This window comes from Clostridium thermobutyricum DSM 4928 (assembly GCF_002050515.1).
Lineage (GTDB): Bacteria > Bacillota > Clostridia > Clostridiales > Clostridiaceae > Clostridium > Clostridium thermobutyricum.
This window is the reverse complement of record NZ_LTAY01000059.1, coordinates 40,240-64,321: the sequence shown is the minus strand read 5'-3', so window position 1 is coordinate 64,321 and position 24,082 is coordinate 40,240. Positions and strand designations below refer to the sequence as shown.

The following is a 24,082-nucleotide window of genomic DNA, read 5'->3' as shown; positions in this document are numbered from 1 at the left end:
GTAAACTCCTCCTACTTAATCCTATAGTGCATATTCTAAAAATCTATCAAAAATATATTCACAATCCTTTGGACCAGATGATGCTTCTGGATGGAATTGAACTGAATATATAGGTAATTTTTTGTGTTTTAAGCCTTCAATTGTTCCATCATTTATATTTATATGAGTTGCTTCAACTTCTTCTGGTAAACTATCTACAACATATCCATGATTTTGAGATGTTATATGAACTTTACCTGTTTCTAAATCTTTAACTGGATGATTACATCCTCTATGTCCAAATTTTAATTTAGTAGTATTTCCACCTAAACTTAAAGCTAAAAGCTGATGTCCTAGACATATTCCTACTATTGGTTTTTTACCTATTATATTTTTTATGCATTCTATTGCAAAATCTAAATCTTGTGGATCCCCAGGGCCATTTGATAAAAATACTAAGTCTGGATTAACTTCTAAGATTTCTTTTGCATTTGATTTTGCAGGAAAAACTGATATTTTACAGCCTCTCTTTTTAAAATTTCTTATTATATTTTGTTTTATTCCATAATCAATTATTGCTATATGCTTTCCTAAGCCATCTATTTCATATTTTTCTTCTGATGTTACTTTTAAAACTGCTTCTTTATTGCAGAAAGATTTTATTTTATCTTGAACATCTTCTAATAAAGAATCATCTAAAACTATAATCCCTTTCATTGTTCCGCTATTTCTTAAAACTTTTGTTAAAGCTCTTGTATCAATTCCTTCAAGCCCTATTATCTTATTTTGTTTTAAGTAGTTGTCTAAAGTTAATTCACATCTAAAATTATTTGGCATATTACATTTTTCTCTTACTATGAAACCTTTAACTTGTGGTCTTTTTGATTCCATGTCTTCTAAGTTAATTCCGTAATTTCCTATTAAAGGATATGTCATTGTGACAATTTGTCCATAATATGATGGATCAGTTAAAACTTCTTGATATCCTGTCATACCTGTAGTAAAAACTACCTCTCCAACACTTTCCTTAAGGTATCCAAATGATTTACCTTCAAAAACCATACCATTTTCCAATATAAGCTTCGCTTTCATGCTTAAGCCCTCCTTCAAAATATATGTTTGAAGCTAAAAATACACTTTAAAGTTTATTTATATAAAAAGAAAAGGATAATAAAGAGACCTAATTCTTTAAATTGCTCTCTCTATCATCCTTATATGTTCATTATTTAAATTAACCTTCAAAGATAATTCTATGAAATTACCTATAGCTGTAACTAACATAGCTTAATACTTCCTTTCTGGCCTCACAGGACCAATTTAAAGTGTACCTTAACTCTAAATTTTATTCTTTTTATATATTTTAATTTATGCTTTTTTACATGTCAAGAAAATTTTTCAAATTAAATCGCCATAAAAGTTAAATAATATTTTTAAATAAGTTATTAAAAACTGTATTTTTTTCCAAAATTTATGATATAATCTATTTATATTTTCTATATTTTGTAAATCTAATAAAGAGGGGGAAAATTTATGATTGAGATTAAAAATTTAACGAAATCATTTAAAAAAGCTACTGTGGTAAATAACATATCTTTTAATGTTAATCCAGGTGAAATAGTTGGCTTATTGGGGGAAAATGGTGCTGGAAAAACTACTACACTTAGAATGATTTCAACAATGCTAAAGATAACATCAGGAGAAATATTTGTAAACAAGCTTTCAGCTAAAGAAAATCCTGTTAATGTTAGAAATGAAATTGGTATATTATTTGGTGGTGATGTAGGTCTATATGATAGACTTACTGCAAGAGAAAATATAAAATATTTTGCAAATCTTTATGGAATGAGTGATAAAGATGCAGATGAAAGAATAAATGAGCTTTCTACTCAATTCGGTATGGATGAATATATTGATAAAAAAGTTTCTAAATTCTCTAGAGGTATGAAACAAAAAGTTTCAATTGCACGTTCAATAGTTCATAATCCAAAAGTTATGCTATTTGATGAACCTTGTACTGGACTTGATGTAAGTGCTGTAAGAGTAGTTCATGAATTTATTCGCAAATGCAAATCTGAAGGAAAAACAGTTCTTTTTTCAAGCCATTCTATGCAAGAAGTAGAAAAACTTTGTGATAGAGTTGTAATAATCCATAAAGGAATTCTTTTAGAAGATTGTACAGTTTCAGAACTTAAAAATAAACATAATAATTCTGATTTAGAAGAAGTTTTTGTTTCTTTAATAGGAGGTAATATTCATGAATAGTTTTTTAGTTGTTTTAAAGAAAGAGTTAAAAGATATTTTTAGAGATAAAAAAACTATTTTATTTACTTTAATATTACCTATAATTTTATTTCCTGTAATGTATAAGCTTATGGGATATGGAATGAAGAATACAATGAAAGGTGCTACTGAAGAGATAAACCTAGCTATAAATGGAGATAATAAATCTTCTGTTTATAACTTATTGCAATCTCAAAAGAATTTCAAAATCGAAAATCCTGAAGATCAAAAATCTGCTTTAAAAGAAGGAAAACTACAATTAATTATAAACATTCCTGAAAATTTTGATAAGTTAATTGCAGAAGGAAAAGAAGCTAATATAGAAATTTTATATGATGATAGTTCTAACAATTCATCTATAGCATCTACTACTGTTTCATCTTTAATTTCAGGTCTAGAAGATAGTATTGTAAGTGAAAGACTTAAAGCTAAAGGAATAGATACCGAAATATTAAAGCCATTTAAAGTTGATGTTAAATCTGGAATTCTAGCTGATGGAGAAGAAGAAGTCAATCCTATGGCAAGAACTTTAGGAGGTATGATGCCTTCATTAATTGTAGTGTTTATGTTTGCTCCTATTCTTGGAATAGCTGCTGATTTAGGTGCTGGAGAAAAAGAAAGAAATACTTTCGAGCCTCTTCTTTCAACTCCTTGTAACAGAAATTCACTTATTTTTGGTAAAACTATAGCTATAAGTGTTGTCTCAGCTTTAACTATGATTGCAAGTTTAATCTCAATGTATATAGGACTTCAAAGCTTTATGAGATCTATATCTGAGATGGATAGTGGAATAAGCAAAAACACTGCTTTTTCTTTTGATTTAAGTCCGCAATCTTTAGTTTTTATGATTATACTTCTTTTAATTTTATTACTTGCAATTTGCGCAATTCAAATAAGCATAAGCGTATTTGCGAGATCAACTAAAGAAGCTGGAACTTATTTATCAGGGGTTATTACTCCAATTATGATAGTTTCATATATTCCAATGTTTATGGATGCTAAGGATATCTCATCATTTTTATTCCATATACCAGTTGCTAACTCAGTTGCTTTAATGAAAGAGTTTATGGTTGGAATTACAAACTTTAATCATATTGGAATAGTTCTTTTATGGAACATTATTTATCTTATTTTAGCGCTTTTAGCTACAAAACACTTATTCTCAAGAGAAGAAGTTGTATTTAGATCATAAATAAAAAGACTGTCCTTTTGGACAGTCTTTTTATATAATTTTATTAATTCTTTTGTTATAAATAAATTGTTTTATATAATATTTTCCTTTATCCAATTAACTATATATTCTATTGGACTATCATCTTTACTTGGTGCTATTAATTTTGCTTTTTTTAGTAATCTCTCTGTAGCATTTTTAACTGCAAACCCATAATCAGCTTTTTCTATAAGGTCAATATCATTCATATTATCACCTACAGCAACTACCTTATATTCTTTTAAATTTTTTAAGTTTAATAGTTCTTCTAATGCCTTAGCTTTAGAAGTATATTTGGGAACTATTTCTAAATATTTTTCTGCACTTCTCAAAGGAATTTCTATATCAAATTCTTTAAAATTCTTTTCAAAATTATCTATTATTTCTTTTTGACCTACTATCAATATCTTTATCCATTGTTTTTTCCATACACTATCATCAATATCATAAATAACATCATAGCCAAGCTTAGAAAAACGTTTTGTTAAGCTACATTGTTTAAAAACATAAATATTTTCATCTGAATATACTTCTATTCCTATATTATCATTTTCCATAAGCTTATTTATTATTTCTTTTCTATGTTCTTCTAAATAATATTCTTTCAATGTCTTTTCTTCTTTATAATCATATATTTTCCCACCATTATAAAGAATTATAGGTAAACTTAAATCTAAATCTAATGTATATCTATTAGCAGATGGTAACATTCTTCCAGTTGCTATAGTAAAAAGACCTCCATTCTCTTTAAAATAATTTATTGCCTTTTTATCTCTTTCAGATATTTTTTTATCACTGTTTATTATAGTTCCATCCATATCTGAAACTAGAATTATTCCATCAAAAATCCCCATATTGTTCACTCCCCCATTTGCCTCTTATGTATTATGCAAATTCTTAATTATTTATTCGTATTGAATATTATCTTTCTAATTAATCCTCTAGGTAAAATTTTAGTAGAATTAACCATAATTCTATTTTTAAACCCTGGAATTATAATTGGTTTTCCTTTTTTAAATCCGTTATAACCTACTTTAGCTACTATATTTGCATCCATTAAATATTTTTTTGCTTTTTCCGATTTAACTATTCCTGCATCACTTTGAAAACTAGTTTTTACTGGTCCTGGACAAAGACAACAAACCTTAACATTATGCTCTTTACATTCCTCATAAAGTGCTTCTGATAAAGTTAGTACATATGCTTTAGATGAATAATAAGTACTCATTTTAGGTCCACCTACAAAAGCTGCTGTTGAAGCAACATTAAGTATTCCTCCACTCCTTCTATCCTTCATTTTTGGTAGTAATGCTTTTATAAGCTTTGTAATTGCAAAAATATTTATATTTATTAAATCAAAATCTCTTTCCTCATCAATTTCATCAAAATATCCAAAGCTACCTATCCCAGCATTATTGACTAAGTTTTCTATAATAATTTCCTCAGAGTTTATCTTATTTATAAAAACATCTATTTCATTTTCTTTTGTTAAATCAATAGAAAGAGTCATAACCTTTATGTCATCTTCTTTTTCTAATATATTTTTCAGTTTTAATAATTTTTCTTCATTTCTAGCAACTAATAATAGATTATTTTTATCTTTTGAAAATAATTTTGCTAATTCGAATCCTATTCCTTTTGTAGCTCCTGTAATTAAAGTATATTTTTCTTTATTCATGACTAAAACTCCTAACATCTATATAAATTAATTATATAACATTTATTGCTATTTTTCCTTTTATGTTATAATATTAATTGATTTGGTTTAAATTGGGTTTATTGAATTATATTATATTACTATGAGGTGATTTTTTGAAAAAAGATTTAGTTAGTGTTATTGTCCCAATGTATTTTGAGGAATTAGTAGCACAAGAATGTTATAACAGATTAAAAAGTGTTATGGAAACAATTGAAAACATAGATCATGAGCTTATATTTGTAAATGATGGTAGTACAGATAAAACTTTAGAAATATTAAAAAGTATTGCTGAAGAAGATAAACATGTTAAGGTTATAAATTTTGCTAGAAATTTCGGTCATCAATCCGCAGTAACAGCAGGACTTTTTAATTGTTCTGGTGATGCAGTTGTTATAATTGATGCTGACCTTCAAGATCCTCCAGAGCTTATACCTCAAATGTTGGATAAATGGAGAGAAGGCTTTGATGTTATTTACGGAAAAAGAGGCAAAAGAAAAGGTGAAAGTAAATTTAAGCTTATAACAGCTAAGTATTTTTATAAATTTCTTGGAAAAATGTCTGATATAGAAATACCTAAAGATACTGGTGATTTTAGACTTATTGATAAATCTGTTGTTGAAGCATTTAAACAAATGCCTGAACAAAATAGATTTATAAGAGGTATGATTAGTTGGATTGGATTTAATCAAACTTATATTGAATATACTAGAGATGAAAGATTTGCTGGAGAAACAAAATATCCATTATCTAAAATGATTAAATTTGCAAGTGATGGAATTATATCATTCTCCTCAAAACCATTAAAACTAATGACTGCCTTTGGTTCTTTAGCAATTGCAATTTCATTTTTCATATTTATATATGCAATCATAAGCAAATTCTTCTTTGATACAAGTGTTGGATGGACATCATTAATGTGTGTCATGGTATTCTTTGGTGGAGTTCAACTTCTTTCTTTAGGAATAATAGGAGAATATGTTGGAAGAATATATGATGAAAGTAAGAGAAGACCACTTTATTTAATAAAGGATAAAATAAATTTTGAAGAAAATGATTTAAATAAATAATAAAAAAGCTATGTAATAAATATTACATAGCTTTTATTTAAGTTTTAGATTAATTTATAATAACAACTTCTATTTTTATTTTATAATTTAGTTATTTTATATCCCTTATCCTCTAGTATTTTTATTATTCCATCATCCCCGAAGAAATGAAGTGCTCCAACAGCTAAAGCATATTTTTCATCAGACTTAATATATTCTTCTATCTTTTTTACCATTCCAATATTTCTATCTAAGATAAGCGCTTTATATATATCTTCATTTTCTTTTTGCATTTCTATAGCTTCATTCATAAACTTTTCATCACCATTTTTATATGATTCCATAACATTCTTTGCATATTCTGTTTCTTCTTTTGTTAAATCTTCAAATTTTCCTTTTTCATATTCATCTAGAATTTCTTTTAATTGATCTATTCCTTGAATTTTATCCATTAAATTAAGTTGAAATTCCATATTTTCAACTTGATCTACTTTTTTATTTTCTTTTATATATCTATCCTTTAACATATCATCAAATGTTGCCATTTCTAGATTTGCTTTTTCATATATTACAGATGATATATTTTGAATAACTCCTTGAGCTTTAAATACTTTTAGTTTCTCATAATCAATCCCAGCATCACTACACAACTCTTTAAGAGTTTTTATTTGCTCTTTGCTTAATTCATTTTCTATTGTTTTTCCATCTGAATATACTAGCCTAGCATTTGCCAAAAGCATATCTTCTTGGCTCATATTAACTTCAACAGATAATACATCTGTTTCTTTCATTATTTCTAATATTTTATCTGAAAAATAATCATAACTAGTATTAATAGGATGCATAGTTCCTATTAAATATAATTCTTTTCCATCCTTTTCAACTTTCCATTGATATCCCTTAGCAACATTTGAAGTATCTTCTTTTTCAGAACTACCACACCCAACAAATGCTCCTAATATAAAGAAAATAGACATTCCTACCAATAATAATCTTTTCTTTAACCCTCTCATAATATCCCCCTAAACTTTTAACATCATAAAAAATTGTAACATTTTTACATATAATAGTATAGTATATTATATAAATTTGATTTTTTTATTTATTTATAGTATAATTTATTTGAATATTCAGATAATTTTAATAAGAGCAGTTACCTCCCTTAAGGAACTGACTAACTTATTATTTATAAGTTGGACTGCATAATTACTATGTAGTCCTATATTTTTAAACATTGTTTTCATTTATCAAATCGCTTAAAAATAAACGGTAAAAAATAACCTGTAGAAGTCCGATCTACAGGTTATTTTTTATTATCTTATTTGGCCATTTCCATAAATTATATATTTAAATGTTGTAAGTTCTTTTAATCCCATAGGCCCTCTAGCATGAAGTTTTTGCGTACTTATACCTATTTCTGCTCCAAAACCAAATTCTTCTCCATCAGTAAATCTAGTAGATGCATTTACATATACTGCTGCTGCATCAATTCTTTGAAGGAATTTTTGAGAATTTTCATAACTCTCAGTAATTATTGCTTCTGAATGTCCTGTATTATACTTATTAATATGTGATATAGCTTCATCAATACTATCAACTATTTTCACACTCATTATATAATCTAAAAATTCAGTATAAAAATCTTCTTCTGTTGCTTCTTCCATATCTTTTATAATTTCTCTTGCTTTTTCATCACCTTTTAATAAAACACCCTTTTCTCTTAATGCATCTACTAATATAGGTAATATATCTTTAGCAACCTTTGAATGTACAACTAAACTTTCAGCAGCATTACATACTGATGGTCTTGAAGTTTTAGCATTTACAACAATATTTTTTGCCATTTCAAAATCACATTTTGAATCTACATAAATATGACAATTTCCTGTTCCTGTTTCTATAACTGGAACTGTAGCATTCTTTACAACTGCATTTATAAGTCCTGCTCCACCTCTTGGAATAAGCACATTTATATATTCATTAAGCTTCATCATTTCTGTTGCAACATCTCTACTAGTATCTTCTACTAATTGGATAGAGTCTATTGGTAATCCAACTTCTACTAAGCTTTCTCTTAGAACTTTTATTATAGATAAATTTGAATTTATAGCTTCACTTCCACCTCTTAAAATAACTGCATTTCCTGCTTTTAGACAAAGTCCTGCTGCATCACAAGTTACATTTGGTCTAGCTTCATATATTATTCCTATTACTCCCATAGGAACTCTTTTCTGTCCTATTTGAAGCCCATTTGGTCTATTCCACATTCCAAGAACTTCTCCAACTGGATCTTGAAGATTAGCTACTTGTCTTAATCCATTCGCCATACCTTCAATTCTAGTTTTATCTAATGCTAATCTATCTATCATTGAGTCAGAAATTCCTTTTTCTTTTGCCTTTTCTAAATCTTTTTTATTTTCATTTATAATAAAATTTGTATTTTTTATAAGATTTTCTGCCATTTTTAAAAGCGCATTATCTTTTTCTTTTGTAGTAATATTAGCTAAAACATAGCTTGCTTCTTTAGCTTTAGCTCCCATAATTTCTAATTTTGTCATACTATTACCCCCTTTTTATTTACTTTTTACAAATAAAGTTCCTATATTCTCACCTTTTAAAATATTTATTATAACTTCTGGATTCTCTCCATTTGCCAATACCATGTGAACTCCAGCACTATTAGCAGTTTTAGCTGCAGTAAGTTTCGTTATCATTCCACCTGTACCAAATGAAGTTCCTGCTCCTCCAGCTGCTTCTTCAATTTCTTTTGTTATTTCTTCTACAATATCTAAAAGTTTTGCATCTTCATTATCTCTTGGATCTTTATCATAAAAACCATCTATATCTGAAAGTATTATTAAAAGATCTGCATTAACTAATGTAGATACTATAGCTGAAAGATTATCATTATCTCCAAATTTAACTATATTTTCTATCTCATCAATTGAAACAGTATCATTTTCATTTACTATTGGTAATATTCCTTTATCTAAAAGTGTTTCAAATGTATTGCAAACATTTTCTCTAATATGATCATCTTCAATAACATCTCTAGTCAAAAGTACCTGTCCAACAACATGACTAAATTCTCCAAAAAATTTACTATATATATGCATTAATTCACATTGACCAACTGCTGCTACAGCTTGTTTTTCTCTTATAGTTTTAGGTCTTTCCTTTAACTTTAATTTACTACTTCCAACACCTATAGCTCCTGATGTTACTAGTACAACTTCTTTTCCTTCATTCATTATATCTGAGATAACCATTGCAAGTTTTTCGATTCTTCTTAAATGAATATTTCCAGTTCCATGAGTTAAAGTAGAAGTTCCAACCTTTATAACTATTCTTTTTGCATTTTTAATCTCTTGTCTATATGTCATTTTTATTTACTCCTCAATCAAAATACTATTTTATAATCATTAAAATATAATTACTAACCTTTGCTTTAATAAATATAATATATTATTACTATTTAATTATAAAGCATTTTTATAATTAAAATACCCTATGTAATAAATTTTAAACTTATTACATAGGGTATGATGCATTTATTTTTGGGGTGAAAATTCTTAGTAACCTTATTTAAAAATTATTTTGAACTTTCTTTATAATTCTTTACTGCATTTTGTACACATTCAATTGATTCGCAAACTGAATTTAAAGAATCTTGAATTAATTTTTTATTTTCTGGTTTTTCAACAGTTGATAGTGCTTGTTCTAAACTAGCTTTAGCTTCATTTAATTCATTTAATGAGCAATTTACATTTTCGATAGCATTTTTCATTCTAATTCAACTCCCTTTAATTTAACTTACAAAAATAGTATTTGTCTAAAAGAGAAATTAATACGTACCTTTTTAAGGTATATATGTAAAGAAAATTTATGTATATTTTTTATATTTTTTTATAAAAACTCTTTCTTTTTGTTCACAAATGTATTATTATAAATTTAAATTGCATAATCATTAAATTTTATGCATAAATTTATATATAGGGGGTTAATTATGAATAAAAAAACAAAATCACTTAAACTACTTTTAAAATTTATAATCCCTTCATTAATTGGAGTTATATTATTTATGACACCTATTAATTTAGGAGAAGGAATGACGATTCCAATAGCTTTTTTAGCTAATAAAACAGTTTCTTTCTTTAATGAATACTTACTTCACTTTGCAGTAATATTAATCTCTTTATCAGCAATAGGAAGTATCTTAGCTAAGACAGTTAAACCAAAATTTATAATGAAAAATGATTATTTAAAACATTTATTTGATGTTACTCCAATTTGGTTAATTGCTAGAATATTAGGAATGATTTTTGTAATATGTGCTAATTTTAAAATAGGACCAGAAGCATTTTGGTCAGCTGACACAGGGGGATTTATATTAAATGATTTATTACCTATACTAATATCTGTATTTTTATTCGCAGGATTTTTATTGCCACTTTTATTAGACTTTGGTCTTTTAGAATTTATAGGGGCTTTACTTACAAAATTTATGCGTCCAATATTTAAATTACCTGGACGTTCATCAATAGATTGTATAGCATCTTGGCTTGGAGATGGAAGTATTGGAATTTTACTTACTTCTAAACAATATGAAGAAGGATATTATACAAAAAAAGAGGCTGCTGTTATTGGGACAACTTTCTCTGCAGTTTCAATCACATTCTGTTTAGTTGTTCTTGCTCAAGTTGGACTTGATCACTTATTTGTACCATTTTACATAACAGTTTCACTTGCAGGTCTTGTTGCAGCTATAATAGTTCCAAGAATACCACCATTATCAAGGAAACCTGACACATTTATAAATGGTCAAGATAATAAGGATCTTGAGACTATTCCTGAAGGTTATACTCCTTTTTCTTTTGGTTTAGAAAAAGCTGTAGAAAAAGCTGATTTAATAGCACATCCAAAAGAATTTGTTATATCAGGAATTAAAAATGTATTAGATATGTGGATTGGAGTTCTTGCAATAGTTATGGCAATGGGAACTCTTGCACTTATAATTTCAACATATACTCCAATATTCCAAGTACTTGGAACACCTTTTATTCCAATTTTAAAAATACTTGGAGTTCCTGAAGCAGCTGCTGCTTCACAAACAATGGTTGTTGGATTTGCAGATATGTTTTTACCTTCAGTTTTAGCTGGAAATATAGCTTCTGATATGACTCGTTTTATAATTGCAGCAGTTTCTGTAACTCAATTAGTTTATATGTCAGAAGTTGGCGGCCTTTTATTAGGTTCAAAAATTCCTGTTAATTTCAAAGATTTAGTTTTAATTTTTCTAATTAGAACACTTGTAACATTACCTATAATAGTATTAATGGCAAATATAATATTTTAAACATAAAAGCCTTTATACAATTATTTAAATAATTGTATAAAGGCTTAATTTTATTCTTTTATTTTTTTCTTAGGTAAAATAAGTCCTATTATTAAAGTTATTATTGCTATTATAAGTAATGCCCAGAATATACTATGTACTCCTGCAAAGAATCCACTTTTTATTTGAGCATTAGATAAATGGAAAATATTATTTGTCGGACTTAAATTATCTGGAGTAACACCATTTATTCCTTGTGCTTTAAAATGATTTGTTATTGATAAATTCATTATTGCACCAAAAACACTAACTCCTATTGTCTGTCCTAAAGTTCTTATTAAAGCTATTGTTGAAGTTGATACTCCAATATCTCTTGGTTCAACTTGCTCTTGAACTACTATTATTGAAGAGTTTAATACTCCACCAAAACCAAATCCCATTATAAACATTGCTATTATAAGAATTATTATATTTGAATTTATTCCTAATAAGTTAACAATAATATTTGCTACTATTAAAATTATTATAGCTACAGTCATAACTATTTTTTCACCATATTTAGGTAAAGTTCTTGAAAGTATAAATGAAGTTAAGAACCATGATATTGAAACTGGTGCTAAAAATAATCCTGATAAAAGAGGACTATAGCCTAATACATTTTGTGTATATATTGGCATATATGATTGAATTGATATTAAAATTATAGATACTATAAAACATAATATATTTACTATAATAGTTGTCTTATTAAATATTTTTTTAGGTACTATAGGTTCTTTTGCTTTGCTTTCAACAATGCAGAATATTATAATACTAACAATAGAAACTATTATTAAACCAGTTAAAAGCTTTGTATTATGAGATTCTAAACAACTAAATAATAATGCTACTATTGCTATTGTTAAGAATAATGAACCTAAATAATCTATTGAGGCTTTTCTTTTAACCACTTTTTCATGGAAGTATTTATTTATCATATACATTCCAATTAATCCAAATGGGATGTTAACAAAGAAAATCCAATGCCATGAAAGTTTTGCAAGTATTGCTCCTCCAACAAATGGTCCTAAGATGCTAGCAACTCCCCAAACAGTACTTAAAAAACCTTGCATTTTAGCCTTTTCTGAAGTATCAAATAAATCTCCTATTATTGTATATGTAAGTGTTAAAATTGCTCCTGAGCCTAATCCTTGTATTGCTCTAAATATGATAAGCTGAACCATATCTCTTGATAATCCACTTAAAGTTGTTCCTACTAAAAATATTAAAATTCCAATTGTTATTATCTTTTTTCTACCAAATAAATCTGATAATTTACCATATATAGGTGTTGAAACTGCTGATGTTAAAAGATATGCAGAGAATATCCAACTTATAAGATTATAACCATTTAGATCTCTTGCTATTGTCGGCATAGCTGTACTTACAACCGTTCCTTCAAAAGCAGCTAAGAACGTAACAAGCATTAATGCTACTACTACTAATTTCTTTTGCTTTTCCATTTTTTTCTCCTTTGTTTATAAAATTCTTTTAATTATAGTAGTTTAACATATTTTAAACAAAATTAAAGAGGTTAAAACAATTTTTTTATTAAAACCTCTTTTTTGTGAACTAATTAATCTTTAATTTTCTATATCTGCTAAATGCAGCCATTATTTCTTGCTTTCTTGGAAGAGCTAGGCTTCCCACTCCACCTTTTGCGAAACTTAAATATAATAGCCCATCCTTATTTATATTTTCTAAAACAATATCTACTGCTTCACTTAAAGTATATTTATTATTAGCTATTTTTTCATCTACTAATTTTAATATATTTCCAATAGCTGCTACTTGTTCTCTATCTACAATTTGTTCTACTAATCTAAGATTTACTTCATCTTTATTTATCATAAATCCATCAGTTCCTAATACTTTTATTTTTACTCCTTTAGGTCCTTTATCAATTGATCCTTTTAGTAAAACTCTTTTTAAATTAATATCTATTTCTGTATTATTATTTTTTATTCTTTCTAAAATTATTCCTTTAGATAATTCTTTAGCTCTTTCAGTAACATCTTTAGCTTCATAAGAATCCATTTGTATTACAGTGTCTGCTATATCAAAATAATCTCCTGAACTTCCTACAACTATTATAGTTGAAATATTACATTCTTCGTAAATTCCTTTTACTAGTTCTATAAAAGGTGTAATAGGTTCTTTTTCTTTTGAAACAAGACTTTGCATAACATCATCTCTTATCATAAAATTAGTAGCTGATGTATCCTCATCTATAAGTAATGTTTTTGCTCCTGTTTCTAAAGCTTCTACTATATTAGCTGCTTGTGATGTACTTCCACTTGCATTTTCACTTATAAATTTCTTTGTATCTTTTCCGTTAGGAAGATTATTTATGAAAAGAGATATATCATCCTTTATTATACATCTTCCATCTTCAGCCCTTACTTTCATAGCTGTTCTATCTGCTATGACATACTCTCTTCCATCACCTTCTATATGATTGTACACCCCAAGTTCTAATGCATTTAAAAGAGTGGATTTTCCATGATATCCTCCACCTACAATTAATGTTATACCTTTTTTTATTCCCATTCCTTTTATAATTCCACCATAAGGTAAATCCATTTCAACTTCCATAGATTTAGGTGAAATAAATTTTATTCCTTCTTTTAAAGGTTTAGTAGATATTCCACTTTCTCTTGGCAATATAGATCCATTTCCTATAAATGCAATTAATCCTCTTTTATTAAGTTCTTCTCTTACAAATTCTTGATTTTGAACTAATTCAATTGATTTTCTCAATTTTTCTTTATTTATATTTTCATATTTTAAAGATAAATCCACTATTCTAGGTAAAAAATCATAAAGAATTTTCTCTAATTCTTTTCCTAAAACTGTTCTACCTCTTGCGGGAAATCCTACTTCAAATCTTGCTTCTATTTTATCTTTATCTATTATAATTGCAGTTCTATCTAATATTTCTTGTGGACATCTACTTATATTAATTATTCCACTTTTACCTGATCCCATTACTCTAGAACAGTTCTTATTTATGTTTAAACTAAATAATCTAGTTAAGAAATCTTGAAGTGCTATTCTTTTATGATTTTCATTAAAAAGTTCTATTGGGAATTTATTAATTTTATTTTTCACACTAACTCTAATTCTTGAAGGAGAAGCAAATGGATCTCCTTGAACATGGTCAATATGAAGAATATAATCTTTAAACTCCCAATCTCCTTCTAAATCTTTATATGCTTTATATCCTCTTCCATCTATCTTTGTAATACTTTTTCTTAAATCATCAGAATTTTTCATTAATTTTCATCCCCCTTATCAAAAAGCTCATCTATTAATTTTTCTCCAAGTTTTCTATACATATTACTCATATTTATAACAGAACATAGCATAAGAAAATTCTTATCAAATTTATCATTATCATTAGAATTTATTTCTTCAAATCTATCAATATTCTCTTTTTCGAAGTGTCTTAAATCACTTTCTGATGTTTTTATAAACTTAGAATATAAATCTCTTATATGATCGCTATCTGATTCATTTACAAGATCATTTAATACTAGCTTTATATCACTTATAGATAAAGTTCCTTTCAAATTATATATAAGATTCATTAAAATAATATGCTCTTTAGAATATTTTTTATTTTTAATTGGCATTAAAAGTTTTCCTTTAGCATAATTATTTATCATAGTTTTAGTTAATACTTTTTCATCTTCATTTCTTCTCATATCTGAATATTTTGATTCAAACATTTGAATTACTTGGTCCATATATAGGTCAATTTCAGGAATTTCATCTAATTCTATGTTTTTATCTAAATTCAAATTTTTAATAAGTTCTAATATTTTATCTTTATCCAAGTTAATCACTCCATATCTAGTTTTAAAAACTATATATTATTATATCTATATTAATAATAATAGTATTTAAGAGATATTTCAATATTTTTACATAAAAATAAAGTTTAATTTCAATATTTAAGGAAATACTAGCTTTGACCTTTTTTAATATAAAAACATATAATAACATTATAATACGTAGTTTATAAAACTACTTATCGTTATAGGAGGCTAAAATATGGAGAAATATTTAAGAGAGCCTGTTAACGGATTAACTCATTTAACAGGGGCTATATTGTCATTTATAGGATTAATTGCTTTATTAACTAAAGCTTTTTTAACAGATGGATCAGCTATAGAGGTGTTTTCAGTTTTTTTATTTGGGGTAAGTATGATACTTCTATATAGTGCATCTGCAACTTATCATTCAGTAATATCATCTAAAGAAGTATTATATAAACTAAAAAAACTTGACCACTCTATGATATTTGTATTAATTGCAGGTTCATATGCACCATTTTGTTTAATAGCACTTAACAATAATACTGGTTTTCTATTATTTGGAGCTGTTTTAATATCAGGATTACTCGGAATAATTTTTAAACTATTTTGGGTTACTTGTCCAAAATGGATTTCTAGTGTTATGTATATAGCAATTGGATGGTTTGCAGTATTTGCAATTTATCCTTTATCACAAGTTTTACATGAAAATGCTTTTTTCCTATTAGTATTAGGAGGAATATTGTATACAATAGGTGGAGTTATTTACGCATTTAAGGATGATAGAATAAAAATAGGTGTTTTGGGAACCCATGAAATATTTCATATCTTTATAATGCTTGGTAGTCTATCACATTTTATTGCAGTTTTTGCTTACCTTTTATAATTAGTTAACACAAATAAATTCTATATATAAAGAACTATGAAAAATTATTTTCATAGTTCTTTTTTATTTTTCAAAATAAAGGATTATTTACCTTTTTATAGAATAAAATTTATTACATACATTTTTATTTGATACATAAAAAATAAAAATTTTTAAATAGAAAGGAGATATTCATGAATAATAGCATTAAGCTTACTCTAACCTTACTTAAGAGAAGTGGTAAAGAAACTAGTTTATTTATCACTATATTAACTTTAGTTTCTGCTTTAATTTTTAATTTTACAAACCTTACACTGATTTCTGAAGTTACCTACTCAAGTCCTTCAGAAAAAACTATACTTTCTTATTTATTAATATTCATTTTAGGAGAATCTCTTTTTGTTCTTTATAATGCAGATAATTATCTTACAAAAATTAAAAGTGATGAGTTTGCACTTCAAGTTTTAAGTGGTGCCTCTCCCTATAAGCTAGGTATTCTCCTAACCATTCAAATAACTATATTAAATATCATAGGATGTACTTTAGGTACAATTTTAGGAATTATTATTTCACCTTTATTTTATCTATTTATATTTGGTAAATTTGGATTTTATATTTCATTAACAACATTCCTTTATTGCTTTATATTTGCTTGTTTCCAAACAATTATTCTAGGTCTAGTAAATCAAGGATTTGGATATAGAAATGATATAAAAGTATTATTAGGAATAAACGATAAAAGCCAATTTACATCAAATAGTTTTGAAGAAACTTTAAAATTAAAGCATTATATATGTTTTCCACTTATGTTTTCAGTTTTTATTCTATTCTTTATGTCACCTAATTCAATTACGCAAATTAAAGATATTATTAGTTTTTTATTTTTAATTCCTCTTATAGGTGGTACGTTATTTTATAACAAATTTCTTCCACTTTATATTGATAAATTAAAGAAAAATAAGTATCTAAATCATAAAATAAACGTTATAGTATTAAGCAATTTTAAAACTTCTCTTGAAAAAAATAAAGTAGTTTTTCAACCCTTATTAGTTATAGGTACAGTATTTCCTATGTTTCCTATTCTATTAGAAGGAACTTCTTTAATTAATTTATTTATTTCTTTAAGCTTTCTAATTTGCATATTACTAATCACATTTATGATTATTTTTTATGGTCTTTCTACATCAATTGATGAAATTAAAACATTAAAATCTTTGATAGTTTTAGGATACTCTAAAGAAGATTTATTAAAAATAGTGAGAAATAAAATATTATTACTTTATGGCACTTTACTTGCATTACCATTATTTTTTACTTCTGTTTTCACAGCATTTTTAGTTTTATATTTAGATTTCAGCTTAGGACTTTCTATAATCTTTATAGGCAGTTATATAGCACTATTTTTAATATCAACTTCAATAATCTACAGCTTAAGTATTAAATTTTTAAATCAAATTAGTTAAAAGGAAGTGTTTTTATGAATATTATTGAATGTATAGATTTATGTAAAATATATAAAAGAAAAGAACCCAAAACAGGTCTTGCAATTTCTGAAAAAAATAAGAAAGTCATACAAACTGTTGCTTTAGATAAAATTAATTTTACAGTTAAAAAAGGAGAATTTACTATAATAATGGGGCCTTCTGGTTCTGGAAAAAGTACTCTATTAAATACTATTTCTACAATAGATATTCCTACAAAAGGTAAAGTTCTTATTAATGGAACAAATATTAATAAGCTTCTAACGCATGAAATATCAAATTTTAGATCTAAAGAATTAGGTTTTATATTTCAAAATTTTAATGTTCTTCATAATTTAACTGTTTTAGAAAATATATCATTACCTTTAAGCGTTTCTGGAGATAAAACTTCTGCTGAAGTAAATGAAATAGTAACCGAAATTTCTAAAAAAGTAGGTATAGAACATTTACTATCTAAATATCCTTCTGAGTGTTCAGGTGGACAAGTTCAAAGAATTTCTATTGCAAGAGCATTAGTAAATAATCCAGAATTAATTCTTGCTGATGAACCAACTGGGAATCTTGATTCACAAAACTCGCATGAGATTCTTTCTATAATAAAAGATTTAAATGAAAAAGAAAATAAAACTATAATTATGGTAACTCATGATAATATGATTGCTAGTTACGGAAAAAGAGTTATCTTCTTAAGAGATGGAAAGATAGAGCATGAACTTTTAAGAGGAAATTTATCTCAAAGCGAATTTTTCTATAAAATAGTTGAAATAAATTCTAAAGAATCACGTATGCTTTTTAAATAAAAAAACCTCAATGAATTTAAATTCATTGAGGTTTTCATTTATTTAATAATTTCACAAAATTCTACTCTTATTGCTTTTTCTAAATCTTTTGGATTCATTTCTATTTGTAATCCTATTTTTCCACCACTAAATACTACCTTTTCAAGTTCTAAAGCATCTTTTTGGAAGAAAGTTTTATATTCCTTTTTCATACCAATTGGAGAACATCCCCCTCTGATATATCCTGTAAATTTATTTATATCTTTAACATGTATCATTTCTACTTTTTTTTCACCAGATACTTTAGCAGCTTTCTTTAAATCCAATTCACAAAGTACTGGTATAACAAATACATAAAGATTTTTTGAATTTCCCATTGTAACTAGAGTTTTATAAACAGTTTCTGGTGCTTGACCTGTTTTTTTAGCAACAGCAGCTCCATCTATATGACCATCACTAGCATCATATTCTAATGCAGTATATTCTATTTTATTTTTATCTAAAATTCTCATTGCATTTGTTTTTTGCATTTTAATCATCTCCATATAAGTTACTAATATATTTTTTAATTTTAATCTATAAAAATATATTAATCAAATTTATAAGAGTTTAGTTATAAATAATTTATGATGAGTAAAATATATTTATTTCTTTCTTGATTGAAGAATTTGAACCGTTATAGCTACTAATAATACTATAGTAACCATAATTCCTCCTTCTGGTCCAAATGTTCCTCCATTAATAAGATTATTTTCTAAATATGTTGTACTAATTAGAGAGCTATCATATACTGCTCCACCACTTACTAATGTTCCAAATATATTTTGTTGTGCAAAATTCCATGAACTATGAAGAGCACATATTCCCCATAGATTTTCATTTTTTATTGCATAAAAAGCTGCAAATACCCCAAATAAAACTAAATTAACTATAGATAATGGTGTAATTCCATTGTTTGATAAATGTAATCCACTAAATATAAGTGAAGATGCACATATTGCAAATTTAGGACCAACTTTAACACCAAGGACAGGTAACATGTATCCTCTTAACATAATTTCTTCAGATGCGCCTTGTATTATCCAAGCTAACAGCATTAATAAAAATGGCATTATAAAACTAGCTTTTGATATATTTTTTAGTTGTAATTCAAATAAAGAATTACCAAATAATATTATCCCTATCCAAGCTATTCCTATCATTATTATTCCTAAGGCAAAGCCTTCTAAATAATCAGATATTGCTTTTTTTCTTAACCCAAATCCCATTCCTTTTATGCTTCTTTTTTCTTTGAACTTAACTATTAAAAAACAAATTATAATTGCTGAGCCAGTATTTAAGATAAGCATTATTTGATACATATATGTTTGTATAAACTTTATATCTTTAACAAAACTAAAAATAGCTCGTCCAATTAAAGTTACAGGAATAGATGACAAAATAATAATTATTACTGGTGATAGTAAAGTGAAAATTACACTAGATAGTTTTCCTTCTTTAGCTCCCTTAAAAATATTAGAATTTAAATTAAATAAATTTCCCATAAATCTCCTTATAATCTCCTGCTTTATTTAACTTATATTCTATTTAATATAAAAAAAGACCATTTTTACTTCTTAAAAATTAAGTAGTAAAAATGGCCTCTATTTTAAGACATAAAAATACCACATAGCTAACTATGTGGGACTCTCTATATCGTCAAATTTTTCTATATTAACTTTAGGTTAATGCAGTGAACATGACTAATTATTCCAACCTTATATGATTTAATTTTACCATTTCATAAAATAGCTTGTCAACATAATTGAACATTAATTCTATTCATTTTTAAAGCTTATATGTTATAATAATCAAATAACGAAATTTTATGAAATGAGGTTGAATAATATTGATAACTGTATCAAATGTTAGTTTAAGATTTGGTGGACGTAAGTTATTTGAAGATGTTAACTTAAAGTTCACTCCAGGAAACTGCTATGGAGTAATCGGAGCAAATGGAGCAGGTAAAAGTACTTTTCTTAAAATACTTTCAGGAGAAATTGAACCTAACACTGGAGATGTAAGTTTAGCTCCTAATGTTAGAATGTCAGTTTTATCTCAGGACCACTTTAAATTTGATGAATTTGAAGTTCTTGAAACTGTAATCATGGGTAATAAGAGATTATATCAAATAATGAAGGAAAAAGATGAAATTTATGCTAGAGATCCATTTACTGATGAAGATGGAATAAAAGCTTCTGAACTTGAAGGTGAATTTGCTGAACTTAATGGATGGGAAGCAGAATCTGAGGCTTCATCTTTATTACAAGGTTTAGGAATAGGAACTGATGCTCATTATAAAAAAATGTCTGAATTAACTGGTGCTGAAAAAGTTAAAGTTCTTTTAGCTCAAGCTTTATTTGGTAACCCAGGAGTACTTATCCTAGATGAGCCTACAAACCACTTAGACATAAAATCAATAAACTGGCTTGAAGAGTTCTTAATAAACTTTGAAGGAACAGTTATCGTTGTATCTCACGATAGACACTTCTTAAATAAAGTTTGTACTCAAATGGCTGATGTTGATTTCGGAAAAATTAAAATTTATGTTGGTAACTATGATTTCTGGTATGAATCAAGCCAACTTGCTCTTCAAATGGCTAAAGACCAAAATAAGAAAAAAGAAGAAAAAATTAAAGAATTACAAGACTTCATTGCTAGATTTAGTGCTAATGCTTCAAAATCTAAGCAAGCGACTTCTCGTAAAAAACTTTTAGATAAAATAACTTTAGAAGATATCCAACCTTCAACTAGAAGATATCCTTTCGTTGGTTTTAAACCAGAAAGAGAAGTTGGGAATGATATATTAACAGTAGAAGGATTAACTAAAACTATTGATGGAGTTAAAGTTTTAGATAATGTTAGTTTCAGAGTTAATAAAGGAGATAAGATAGCTTTAATTGGAGACAATGAAATAGCTATAACAACTCTTTTCAAAATATTAAATGGAGAAATGGAAGCTGATGCTGGTACTTTTAAATGGGGTATAACTATAACAACAGCTTACTTCCCAAAAGATAACTCTGAATACTTTAATGATTGTCACCTTTCATTAGTTGATTGGCTTAGACAATATTCAGATGAAAAAGCTGAAAGTTATATAAGAGGATTCTTAGGAAGAATGTTATTCTCAGGAGAAGAAGCATTAAAAGAAGCTTCTGTATTATCAGGGGGAGAAAAGGTTAGATGTATGCTTTCAAGAATGATGCTTTCAAATGCTAATGTTCTTATGTTAGACCAACCTACTAACCACTTAGACCTTGAATCAATAACTTCTGTAAATAATGGTCTTAAAGACTTCAGTAGTGTTGTATTATTTGCTTCACATGACCACGAGTTTATTCAAACTATAGCAAATAGAATAATTGATATTAAAGAAGATGGATCAATAGTTGACAGAACAATGTCTTATGATGAGTATTTAGATTTAAATCTATAAATTAAAAGGTGCCTTTAGGCACCTTTTTTAATCTTCTATTATATAACCTATTCCTTTAACAGTTTTTATAATATCAGTTTTTAATTTTTTTCTTAAATTTTTTATTTGAGCATCAACAACTCTATCATTTCCAAAATAATCATATCCCCATACTTTATCTAATATTTTTTCTCTTGAAAGTATTATCCCTTTATTTTCAATCAATATTTTCAGAATATCAAATTCCTTTTTTAAAACACATAAATCCTCACCTTTATAATTAACATTATAGTTTTTTAAATTTATTTTATAATCTTTAAATACTATTTCATCATTAGTTAATTTATTTGCTCTTCTTAAAATAGCTTCTATTCTAATCAATAATTTATTAGGAGAAAATGGTTTTCTTATATAATCATCAGTTCCTTTTTCAAAAGCTTTTATTTCAGTATTTTCACTATCTAATGCCGTTATTATTAAAACTGGATTATCTGTCATATCCCTAATATTATTTAGTATATCTATTCCATTCCCTTTTGGAACCATAATATCTAATATATATAAATCAAATATCTGTTTATATATAGCACTTTTTGCTTCTTCTGCATCAAAAACATTTGTTACCACATATCCCTTACTTAAAAGATAACTTTTTATTATTTCATTTAAATACTTGTCATCCTCTAATATTAATATTTTTAATCCCATTTTTCTTCCCCTTTTAAATCTATTCTAAATAAAACACCATTTTTATAATTTTCAATTTTATGAGGTATATTTAAAGCTATAAAACATTCTTTAACTATATATAATCCAATTCCTCTTCCATTTACATCTTTCCTATTACTTCCTCTATATAAAGGATTAAATACAAAATCTAAATCCTCTTTAGTTAAGCTATCACATTCATTATAAAAATCTATTTTAAATCCATTAGATGTTATCATTACATTACTATTTGAGTTACTATATTTTATAGTATTTTCAATTATATTTGTTATACCTCTTTTAAAAATTCTTTCATCAGTAAATATAGATATTCTATAATCTAAATCAATAATAACTTCTACGCCTTTGCTTAATGCTATGGAGCTAAGCCCTTCTACAATTTCTTCTACCATTATTCTTACACAAACTTCTTCTCTACCTGTTGGAACTGAATCAAGTTTTGTAACATCTAACATTTCATTTGCTATTTGTCCTAATCTTGATGATAGCTTTCTACATTCTCTTATATATTTATCTCTATTTGTATATGGTGGTATATTATCTAGCATTCCTTCTAATATTCCATTCAATCCTCCTATTGGAGTTTTTATTTCATGAGAAAGGCTAAGCATTAATTGCTTTTTATAAAGTTTTTCTCTTTCTAGATCTCTAAAATTTCTTCCAAATTCTTTAGTTAACTCATTTATCGTTTCTACCAAATCATCAAATTCATCTGTAATTATATCTTTGCTTAATATCGTATCAAAATCTCCTTCAAGCATTTTTCTTGATAACTTATTTATATTATTTGCTTTATTAGTTATCAGCTTACTTATTAAAATAGAAAATATACAAGCAAATATAAATAAAAATATACTTACCAATTTAAAAGCTAATACCATTGAAGCTTTTAATTCTTCTTCAGAAATTTCATTTGTTATAATTTTTATAATCATATCAATTTGATTTAAAGAGTATATAATTTGATTTTTTTCAAATTTATTTCCATTATAATACCCTATATTATAACTTCCATAACTTTTAAAACTAAAGCTTGATAAATCTAAATCTTCATTTTTTAAAATTTGTATATCTTCTATGAAATCTACTGTTTCTTTTAACTTTTTTATATTTGTGATAATTTCATCCTTTTTATTATCACTATTTTCTTGAACCGAATTAATAATGAATGCTATCTTGTTATGTATTACTTCTTCTTTAGACTCTCTATATTTATTTGGGATTATTTCAATTAACGCTAATCTTGCAAATAAAATAAATATTAAAGATATGATTACTGTAAAAAAGAAAATTTTAGCTCTCATCCCTATTCTCATAAATTCCTCCTCAAACTAGCTTAAGGATTGCATTTATGCAATCCTTAAA

The 24,082-nt window shown here is 26.3% G+C and carries 22 protein-coding genes; 8 read left to right on the top strand and 14 right to left on the bottom strand.

The genetic code is table 11. The features are described from left to right. Nucleotides 1-21: 21 nt before the first annotated feature. Nucleotides 22-1,071 carry a carbamoyl phosphate synthase small subunit gene (locus tag CLTHE_RS11135; protein WP_080023500.1) on the bottom strand — a complete coding sequence of 350 codons (1,050 nt, stop codon included), beginning with the start codon at nt 1,069-1,071 and terminating at the stop codon, nt 22-24. 438 nt (nt 1,072-1,509) lie between these two features. Here CLTHE_RS11135 and CLTHE_RS11130 point away from each other — a divergent pair, with 438 nt between their 5' ends. Both CLTHE_RS11130 and CLTHE_RS11125 read left to right on the top strand, forming a co-directional pair. After that, on the top strand, nt 1,510-2,241 hold the full coding sequence (locus CLTHE_RS11130; RefSeq protein ID WP_080023499.1) for an ABC transporter ATP-binding protein: 732 nt from the start codon (nt 1,510-1,512) through the stop codon (nt 2,239-2,241). Beyond that, entirely contained in the window at nt 2,234-3,451 is a 1,218-nt protein-coding gene (locus CLTHE_RS11125; protein WP_080023498.1) for an ABC transporter permease, read from the top strand. The genes CLTHE_RS11130 and CLTHE_RS11125 overlap by 8 nt, the downstream gene beginning before the upstream one ends. 71 nt (nt 3,452-3,522) lie before the next feature. Here CLTHE_RS11125 and CLTHE_RS11120 read toward each other — a convergent pair whose 3' ends face one another. Next, nucleotides 3,523-4,323, bottom strand: coding sequence for a Cof-type HAD-IIB family hydrolase (locus CLTHE_RS11120; RefSeq protein ID WP_080023497.1), 801 nt, complete (start codon nt 4,321-4,323; stop codon nt 3,523-3,525). A gap of 47 nt (nt 4,324-4,370) precedes the next feature. Beyond that, entirely contained in the window at nt 4,371-5,147 is a 777-nt protein-coding gene (locus CLTHE_RS11115) for an SDR family NAD(P)-dependent oxidoreductase (RefSeq protein WP_080023496.1), read from the bottom strand. A gap of 134 nt (nt 5,148-5,281) precedes the next feature. Between CLTHE_RS11115 and CLTHE_RS11110 the strand changes: the two genes are divergently transcribed. Next, on the top strand, nt 5,282-6,235 hold the full coding sequence (locus CLTHE_RS11110; protein WP_143324071.1) for a glycosyltransferase family 2 protein: 954 nt from the start codon (nt 5,282-5,284) through the stop codon (nt 6,233-6,235). Between the two features lie 80 nt (nt 6,236-6,315). Here the strand turns inward: CLTHE_RS11110 and CLTHE_RS11105 are convergent, their stop codons facing one another. The 4 genes from CLTHE_RS11105 to CLTHE_RS11090 form a co-directional block, all read right to left on the bottom strand. Beyond that, nucleotides 6,316-7,227: a TraB/GumN family protein gene (locus CLTHE_RS11105; RefSeq protein WP_080023495.1), complete on the bottom strand. Its 912-nt coding sequence runs from the start codon at nt 7,225-7,227 to the stop codon at nt 6,316-6,318. Between the two features lie 300 nt (nt 7,228-7,527). Further along, nucleotides 7,528-8,772: a glutamate-5-semialdehyde dehydrogenase gene (locus CLTHE_RS11100; protein WP_080023494.1), complete on the bottom strand. Its 1,245-nt coding sequence runs from the start codon at nt 8,770-8,772 to the stop codon at nt 7,528-7,530. A gap of 15 nt (nt 8,773-8,787) precedes the next feature. After that, nucleotides 8,788-9,597 carry a glutamate 5-kinase gene (gene proB, locus CLTHE_RS11095; protein ID WP_080023493.1) on the bottom strand — a complete coding sequence of 270 codons (810 nt, stop codon included), beginning with the start codon at nt 9,595-9,597 and terminating at the stop codon, nt 8,788-8,790. 209 nt (nt 9,598-9,806) lie between these two features. Further along, the gene (locus tag CLTHE_RS11090; protein WP_080023492.1) at nt 9,807-10,001 is read right to left on the bottom strand and encodes a hypothetical protein; all 195 of its coding nucleotides are present in this window, start codon (nt 9,999-10,001) and stop codon (nt 9,807-9,809) included. 219 nt (nt 10,002-10,220) lie between these two features. Here CLTHE_RS11090 and CLTHE_RS11085 point away from each other — a divergent pair, with 219 nt between their 5' ends. After that, nucleotides 10,221-11,570 (top strand): YjiH family protein, encoded by a 1,350-nt coding sequence (locus tag CLTHE_RS11085; protein ID WP_080023491.1) that lies wholly within the window; start codon nt 10,221-10,223, stop codon nt 11,568-11,570. Nucleotides 11,571-11,620: 50 nt separating this feature from the next. Here the strand turns inward: CLTHE_RS11085 and CLTHE_RS11080 are convergent, their stop codons facing one another. The 3 genes from CLTHE_RS11080 to CLTHE_RS11070 all read right to left on the bottom strand — a co-directional run bounded on the left by CLTHE_RS11080 (nt 11,621) and on the right by CLTHE_RS11070 (nt 15,427). After that, complete coding sequence (locus CLTHE_RS11080; protein ID WP_080023490.1) at nt 11,621-13,051, bottom strand: MDR family MFS transporter; 1,431 nt, start codon at nt 13,049-13,051, stop codon at nt 11,621-11,623. Nucleotides 13,052-13,160: 109 nt separating this feature from the next. Continuing rightward, nucleotides 13,161-14,864, bottom strand: a complete 1,704-nt coding sequence (locus CLTHE_RS11075) for an ABC-ATPase domain-containing protein (RefSeq protein ID WP_080023489.1) — start codon at nt 14,862-14,864, stop codon at nt 13,161-13,163. Continuing rightward, on the bottom strand, nt 14,864-15,427 hold the full coding sequence (locus CLTHE_RS11070) for a DUF1836 domain-containing protein (protein WP_080023488.1): 564 nt from the start codon (nt 15,425-15,427) through the stop codon (nt 14,864-14,866). Before CLTHE_RS11070 ends, CLTHE_RS11075 begins: the two co-directional genes overlap by 1 nt. A 217-nt stretch (nt 15,428-15,644) precedes the next feature. Between CLTHE_RS11070 and trhA the strand changes: the two genes are divergently transcribed. From trhA to CLTHE_RS11055, 3 genes are all read left to right on the top strand, one after another. After that, complete coding sequence (trhA, locus tag CLTHE_RS11065; RefSeq protein ID WP_080023487.1) at nt 15,645-16,292, top strand: PAQR family membrane homeostasis protein TrhA; 648 nt, start codon at nt 15,645-15,647, stop codon at nt 16,290-16,292. Between the two features lie 173 nt (nt 16,293-16,465). Further along, nucleotides 16,466-17,734, top strand: coding sequence for an ABC transporter permease family protein (locus CLTHE_RS11060; RefSeq protein WP_080023486.1), 1,269 nt, complete (start codon nt 16,466-16,468; stop codon nt 17,732-17,734). A gap of 14 nt (nt 17,735-17,748) precedes the next feature. After that, nucleotides 17,749-18,552 (top strand): ABC transporter ATP-binding protein, encoded by an 804-nt coding sequence (locus tag CLTHE_RS11055; protein WP_080023485.1) that lies wholly within the window; start codon nt 17,749-17,751, stop codon nt 18,550-18,552. 38 nt (nt 18,553-18,590) lie between these two features. Here the strand turns inward: CLTHE_RS11055 and ybaK are convergent, their stop codons facing one another. Beyond that, nucleotides 18,591-19,070, bottom strand: coding sequence for a Cys-tRNA(Pro) deacylase (ybaK, locus tag CLTHE_RS11050; protein ID WP_080023603.1), 480 nt, complete (start codon nt 19,068-19,070; stop codon nt 18,591-18,593). A gap of 105 nt (nt 19,071-19,175) precedes the next feature. After that, nucleotides 19,176-20,075, bottom strand: coding sequence for a CPBP family intramembrane glutamic endopeptidase (locus CLTHE_RS11045; RefSeq protein WP_080023484.1), 900 nt, complete (start codon nt 20,073-20,075; stop codon nt 19,176-19,178). Between the two features lie 344 nt (nt 20,076-20,419). On the opposite strand from CLTHE_RS11045, the gene CLTHE_RS11040 reads away from it, so the two are divergent. Then, on the top strand, nt 20,420-22,009 hold the full coding sequence (locus CLTHE_RS11040) for an ABC-F family ATP-binding cassette domain-containing protein (protein ID WP_002599097.1): 1,590 nt from the start codon (nt 20,420-20,422) through the stop codon (nt 22,007-22,009). 27 nt (nt 22,010-22,036) lie between these two features. Here the strand turns inward: CLTHE_RS11040 and CLTHE_RS11035 are convergent, their stop codons facing one another. Both CLTHE_RS11035 and CLTHE_RS11030 read right to left on the bottom strand, forming a co-directional pair. Next, nucleotides 22,037-22,696, bottom strand: a complete 660-nt coding sequence (locus tag CLTHE_RS11035; RefSeq protein ID WP_080023483.1) for a response regulator transcription factor — start codon at nt 22,694-22,696, stop codon at nt 22,037-22,039. After that, on the bottom strand, nt 22,687-24,033 hold the full coding sequence (locus CLTHE_RS11030; protein WP_080023482.1) for a sensor histidine kinase: 1,347 nt from the start codon (nt 24,031-24,033) through the stop codon (nt 22,687-22,689). The genes CLTHE_RS11035 and CLTHE_RS11030 overlap by 10 nt, the downstream gene beginning before the upstream one ends. Nucleotides 24,034-24,082: the final 49 nt, after the last annotated feature.

Excerpts from the sequence above, each read along its gene's own strand:
- CLTHE_RS11030 (WP_080023482.1), bottom strand. The coding sequence starts at position 24,033 with ATGAGAATAGGGATGAGAGCTAAAATTTTCTTTTTTACAGTAATCATA.
- CLTHE_RS11055 (WP_080023485.1), top strand. The coding sequence starts at position 17,749 with ATGAATATTATTGAATGTATAGATTTATGTAAAATATATAAAAGAAAA.
- CLTHE_RS11090 (WP_080023492.1), bottom strand. The coding sequence starts at position 10,001 with ATGAAAAATGCTATCGAAAATGTAAATTGCTCATTAAATGAATTAAAT.
- CLTHE_RS11085 (WP_080023491.1), top strand. The coding sequence starts at position 10,221 with ATGAATAAAAAAACAAAATCACTTAAACTACTTTTAAAATTTATAATC.
- trhA (WP_080023487.1), top strand. The coding sequence starts at position 15,645 with ATGGAGAAATATTTAAGAGAGCCTGTTAACGGATTAACTCATTTAACA.
- CLTHE_RS11035 (WP_080023483.1), bottom strand. The coding sequence starts at position 22,696 with ATGGGATTAAAAATATTAATATTAGAGGATGACAAGTATTTAAATGAA.
- CLTHE_RS11125 (WP_080023498.1), top strand. The coding sequence starts at position 2,234 with ATGAATAGTTTTTTAGTTGTTTTAAAGAAAGAGTTAAAAGATATTTTT.
- proB (WP_080023493.1), bottom strand. The coding sequence starts at position 9,597 with ATGACATATAGACAAGAGATTAAAAATGCAAAAAGAATAGTTATAAAG.
- CLTHE_RS11080 (WP_080023490.1), bottom strand. The coding sequence starts at position 13,051 with ATGGAAAAGCAAAAGAAATTAGTAGTAGTAGCATTAATGCTTGTTACG.
- CLTHE_RS11075 (WP_080023489.1), bottom strand. The coding sequence starts at position 14,864 with ATGAAAAATTCTGATGATTTAAGAAAAAGTATTACAAAGATAGATGGA.
- CLTHE_RS11045 (WP_080023484.1), bottom strand. The coding sequence starts at position 20,075 with ATGGGAAATTTATTTAATTTAAATTCTAATATTTTTAAGGGAGCTAAA.
- CLTHE_RS11120 (WP_080023497.1), bottom strand. The coding sequence starts at position 4,323 with ATGGGGATTTTTGATGGAATAATTCTAGTTTCAGATATGGATGGAACT.
- CLTHE_RS11115 (WP_080023496.1), bottom strand. The coding sequence starts at position 5,147 with ATGAATAAAGAAAAATATACTTTAATTACAGGAGCTACAAAAGGAATA.
- CLTHE_RS11135 (WP_080023500.1), bottom strand. The coding sequence starts at position 1,071 with ATGAAAGCGAAGCTTATATTGGAAAATGGTATGGTTTTTGAAGGTAAA.
- CLTHE_RS11100 (WP_080023494.1), bottom strand. The coding sequence starts at position 8,772 with ATGACAAAATTAGAAATTATGGGAGCTAAAGCTAAAGAAGCAAGCTAT.
- CLTHE_RS11105 (WP_080023495.1), bottom strand. The coding sequence starts at position 7,227 with ATGAGAGGGTTAAAGAAAAGATTATTATTGGTAGGAATGTCTATTTTC.
- CLTHE_RS11060 (WP_080023486.1), top strand. The coding sequence starts at position 16,466 with ATGAATAATAGCATTAAGCTTACTCTAACCTTACTTAAGAGAAGTGGT.
- ybaK (WP_080023603.1), bottom strand. The coding sequence starts at position 19,070 with ATGATTAAAATGCAAAAAACAAATGCAATGAGAATTTTAGATAAAAAT.
- CLTHE_RS11130 (WP_080023499.1), top strand. The coding sequence starts at position 1,510 with ATGATTGAGATTAAAAATTTAACGAAATCATTTAAAAAAGCTACTGTG.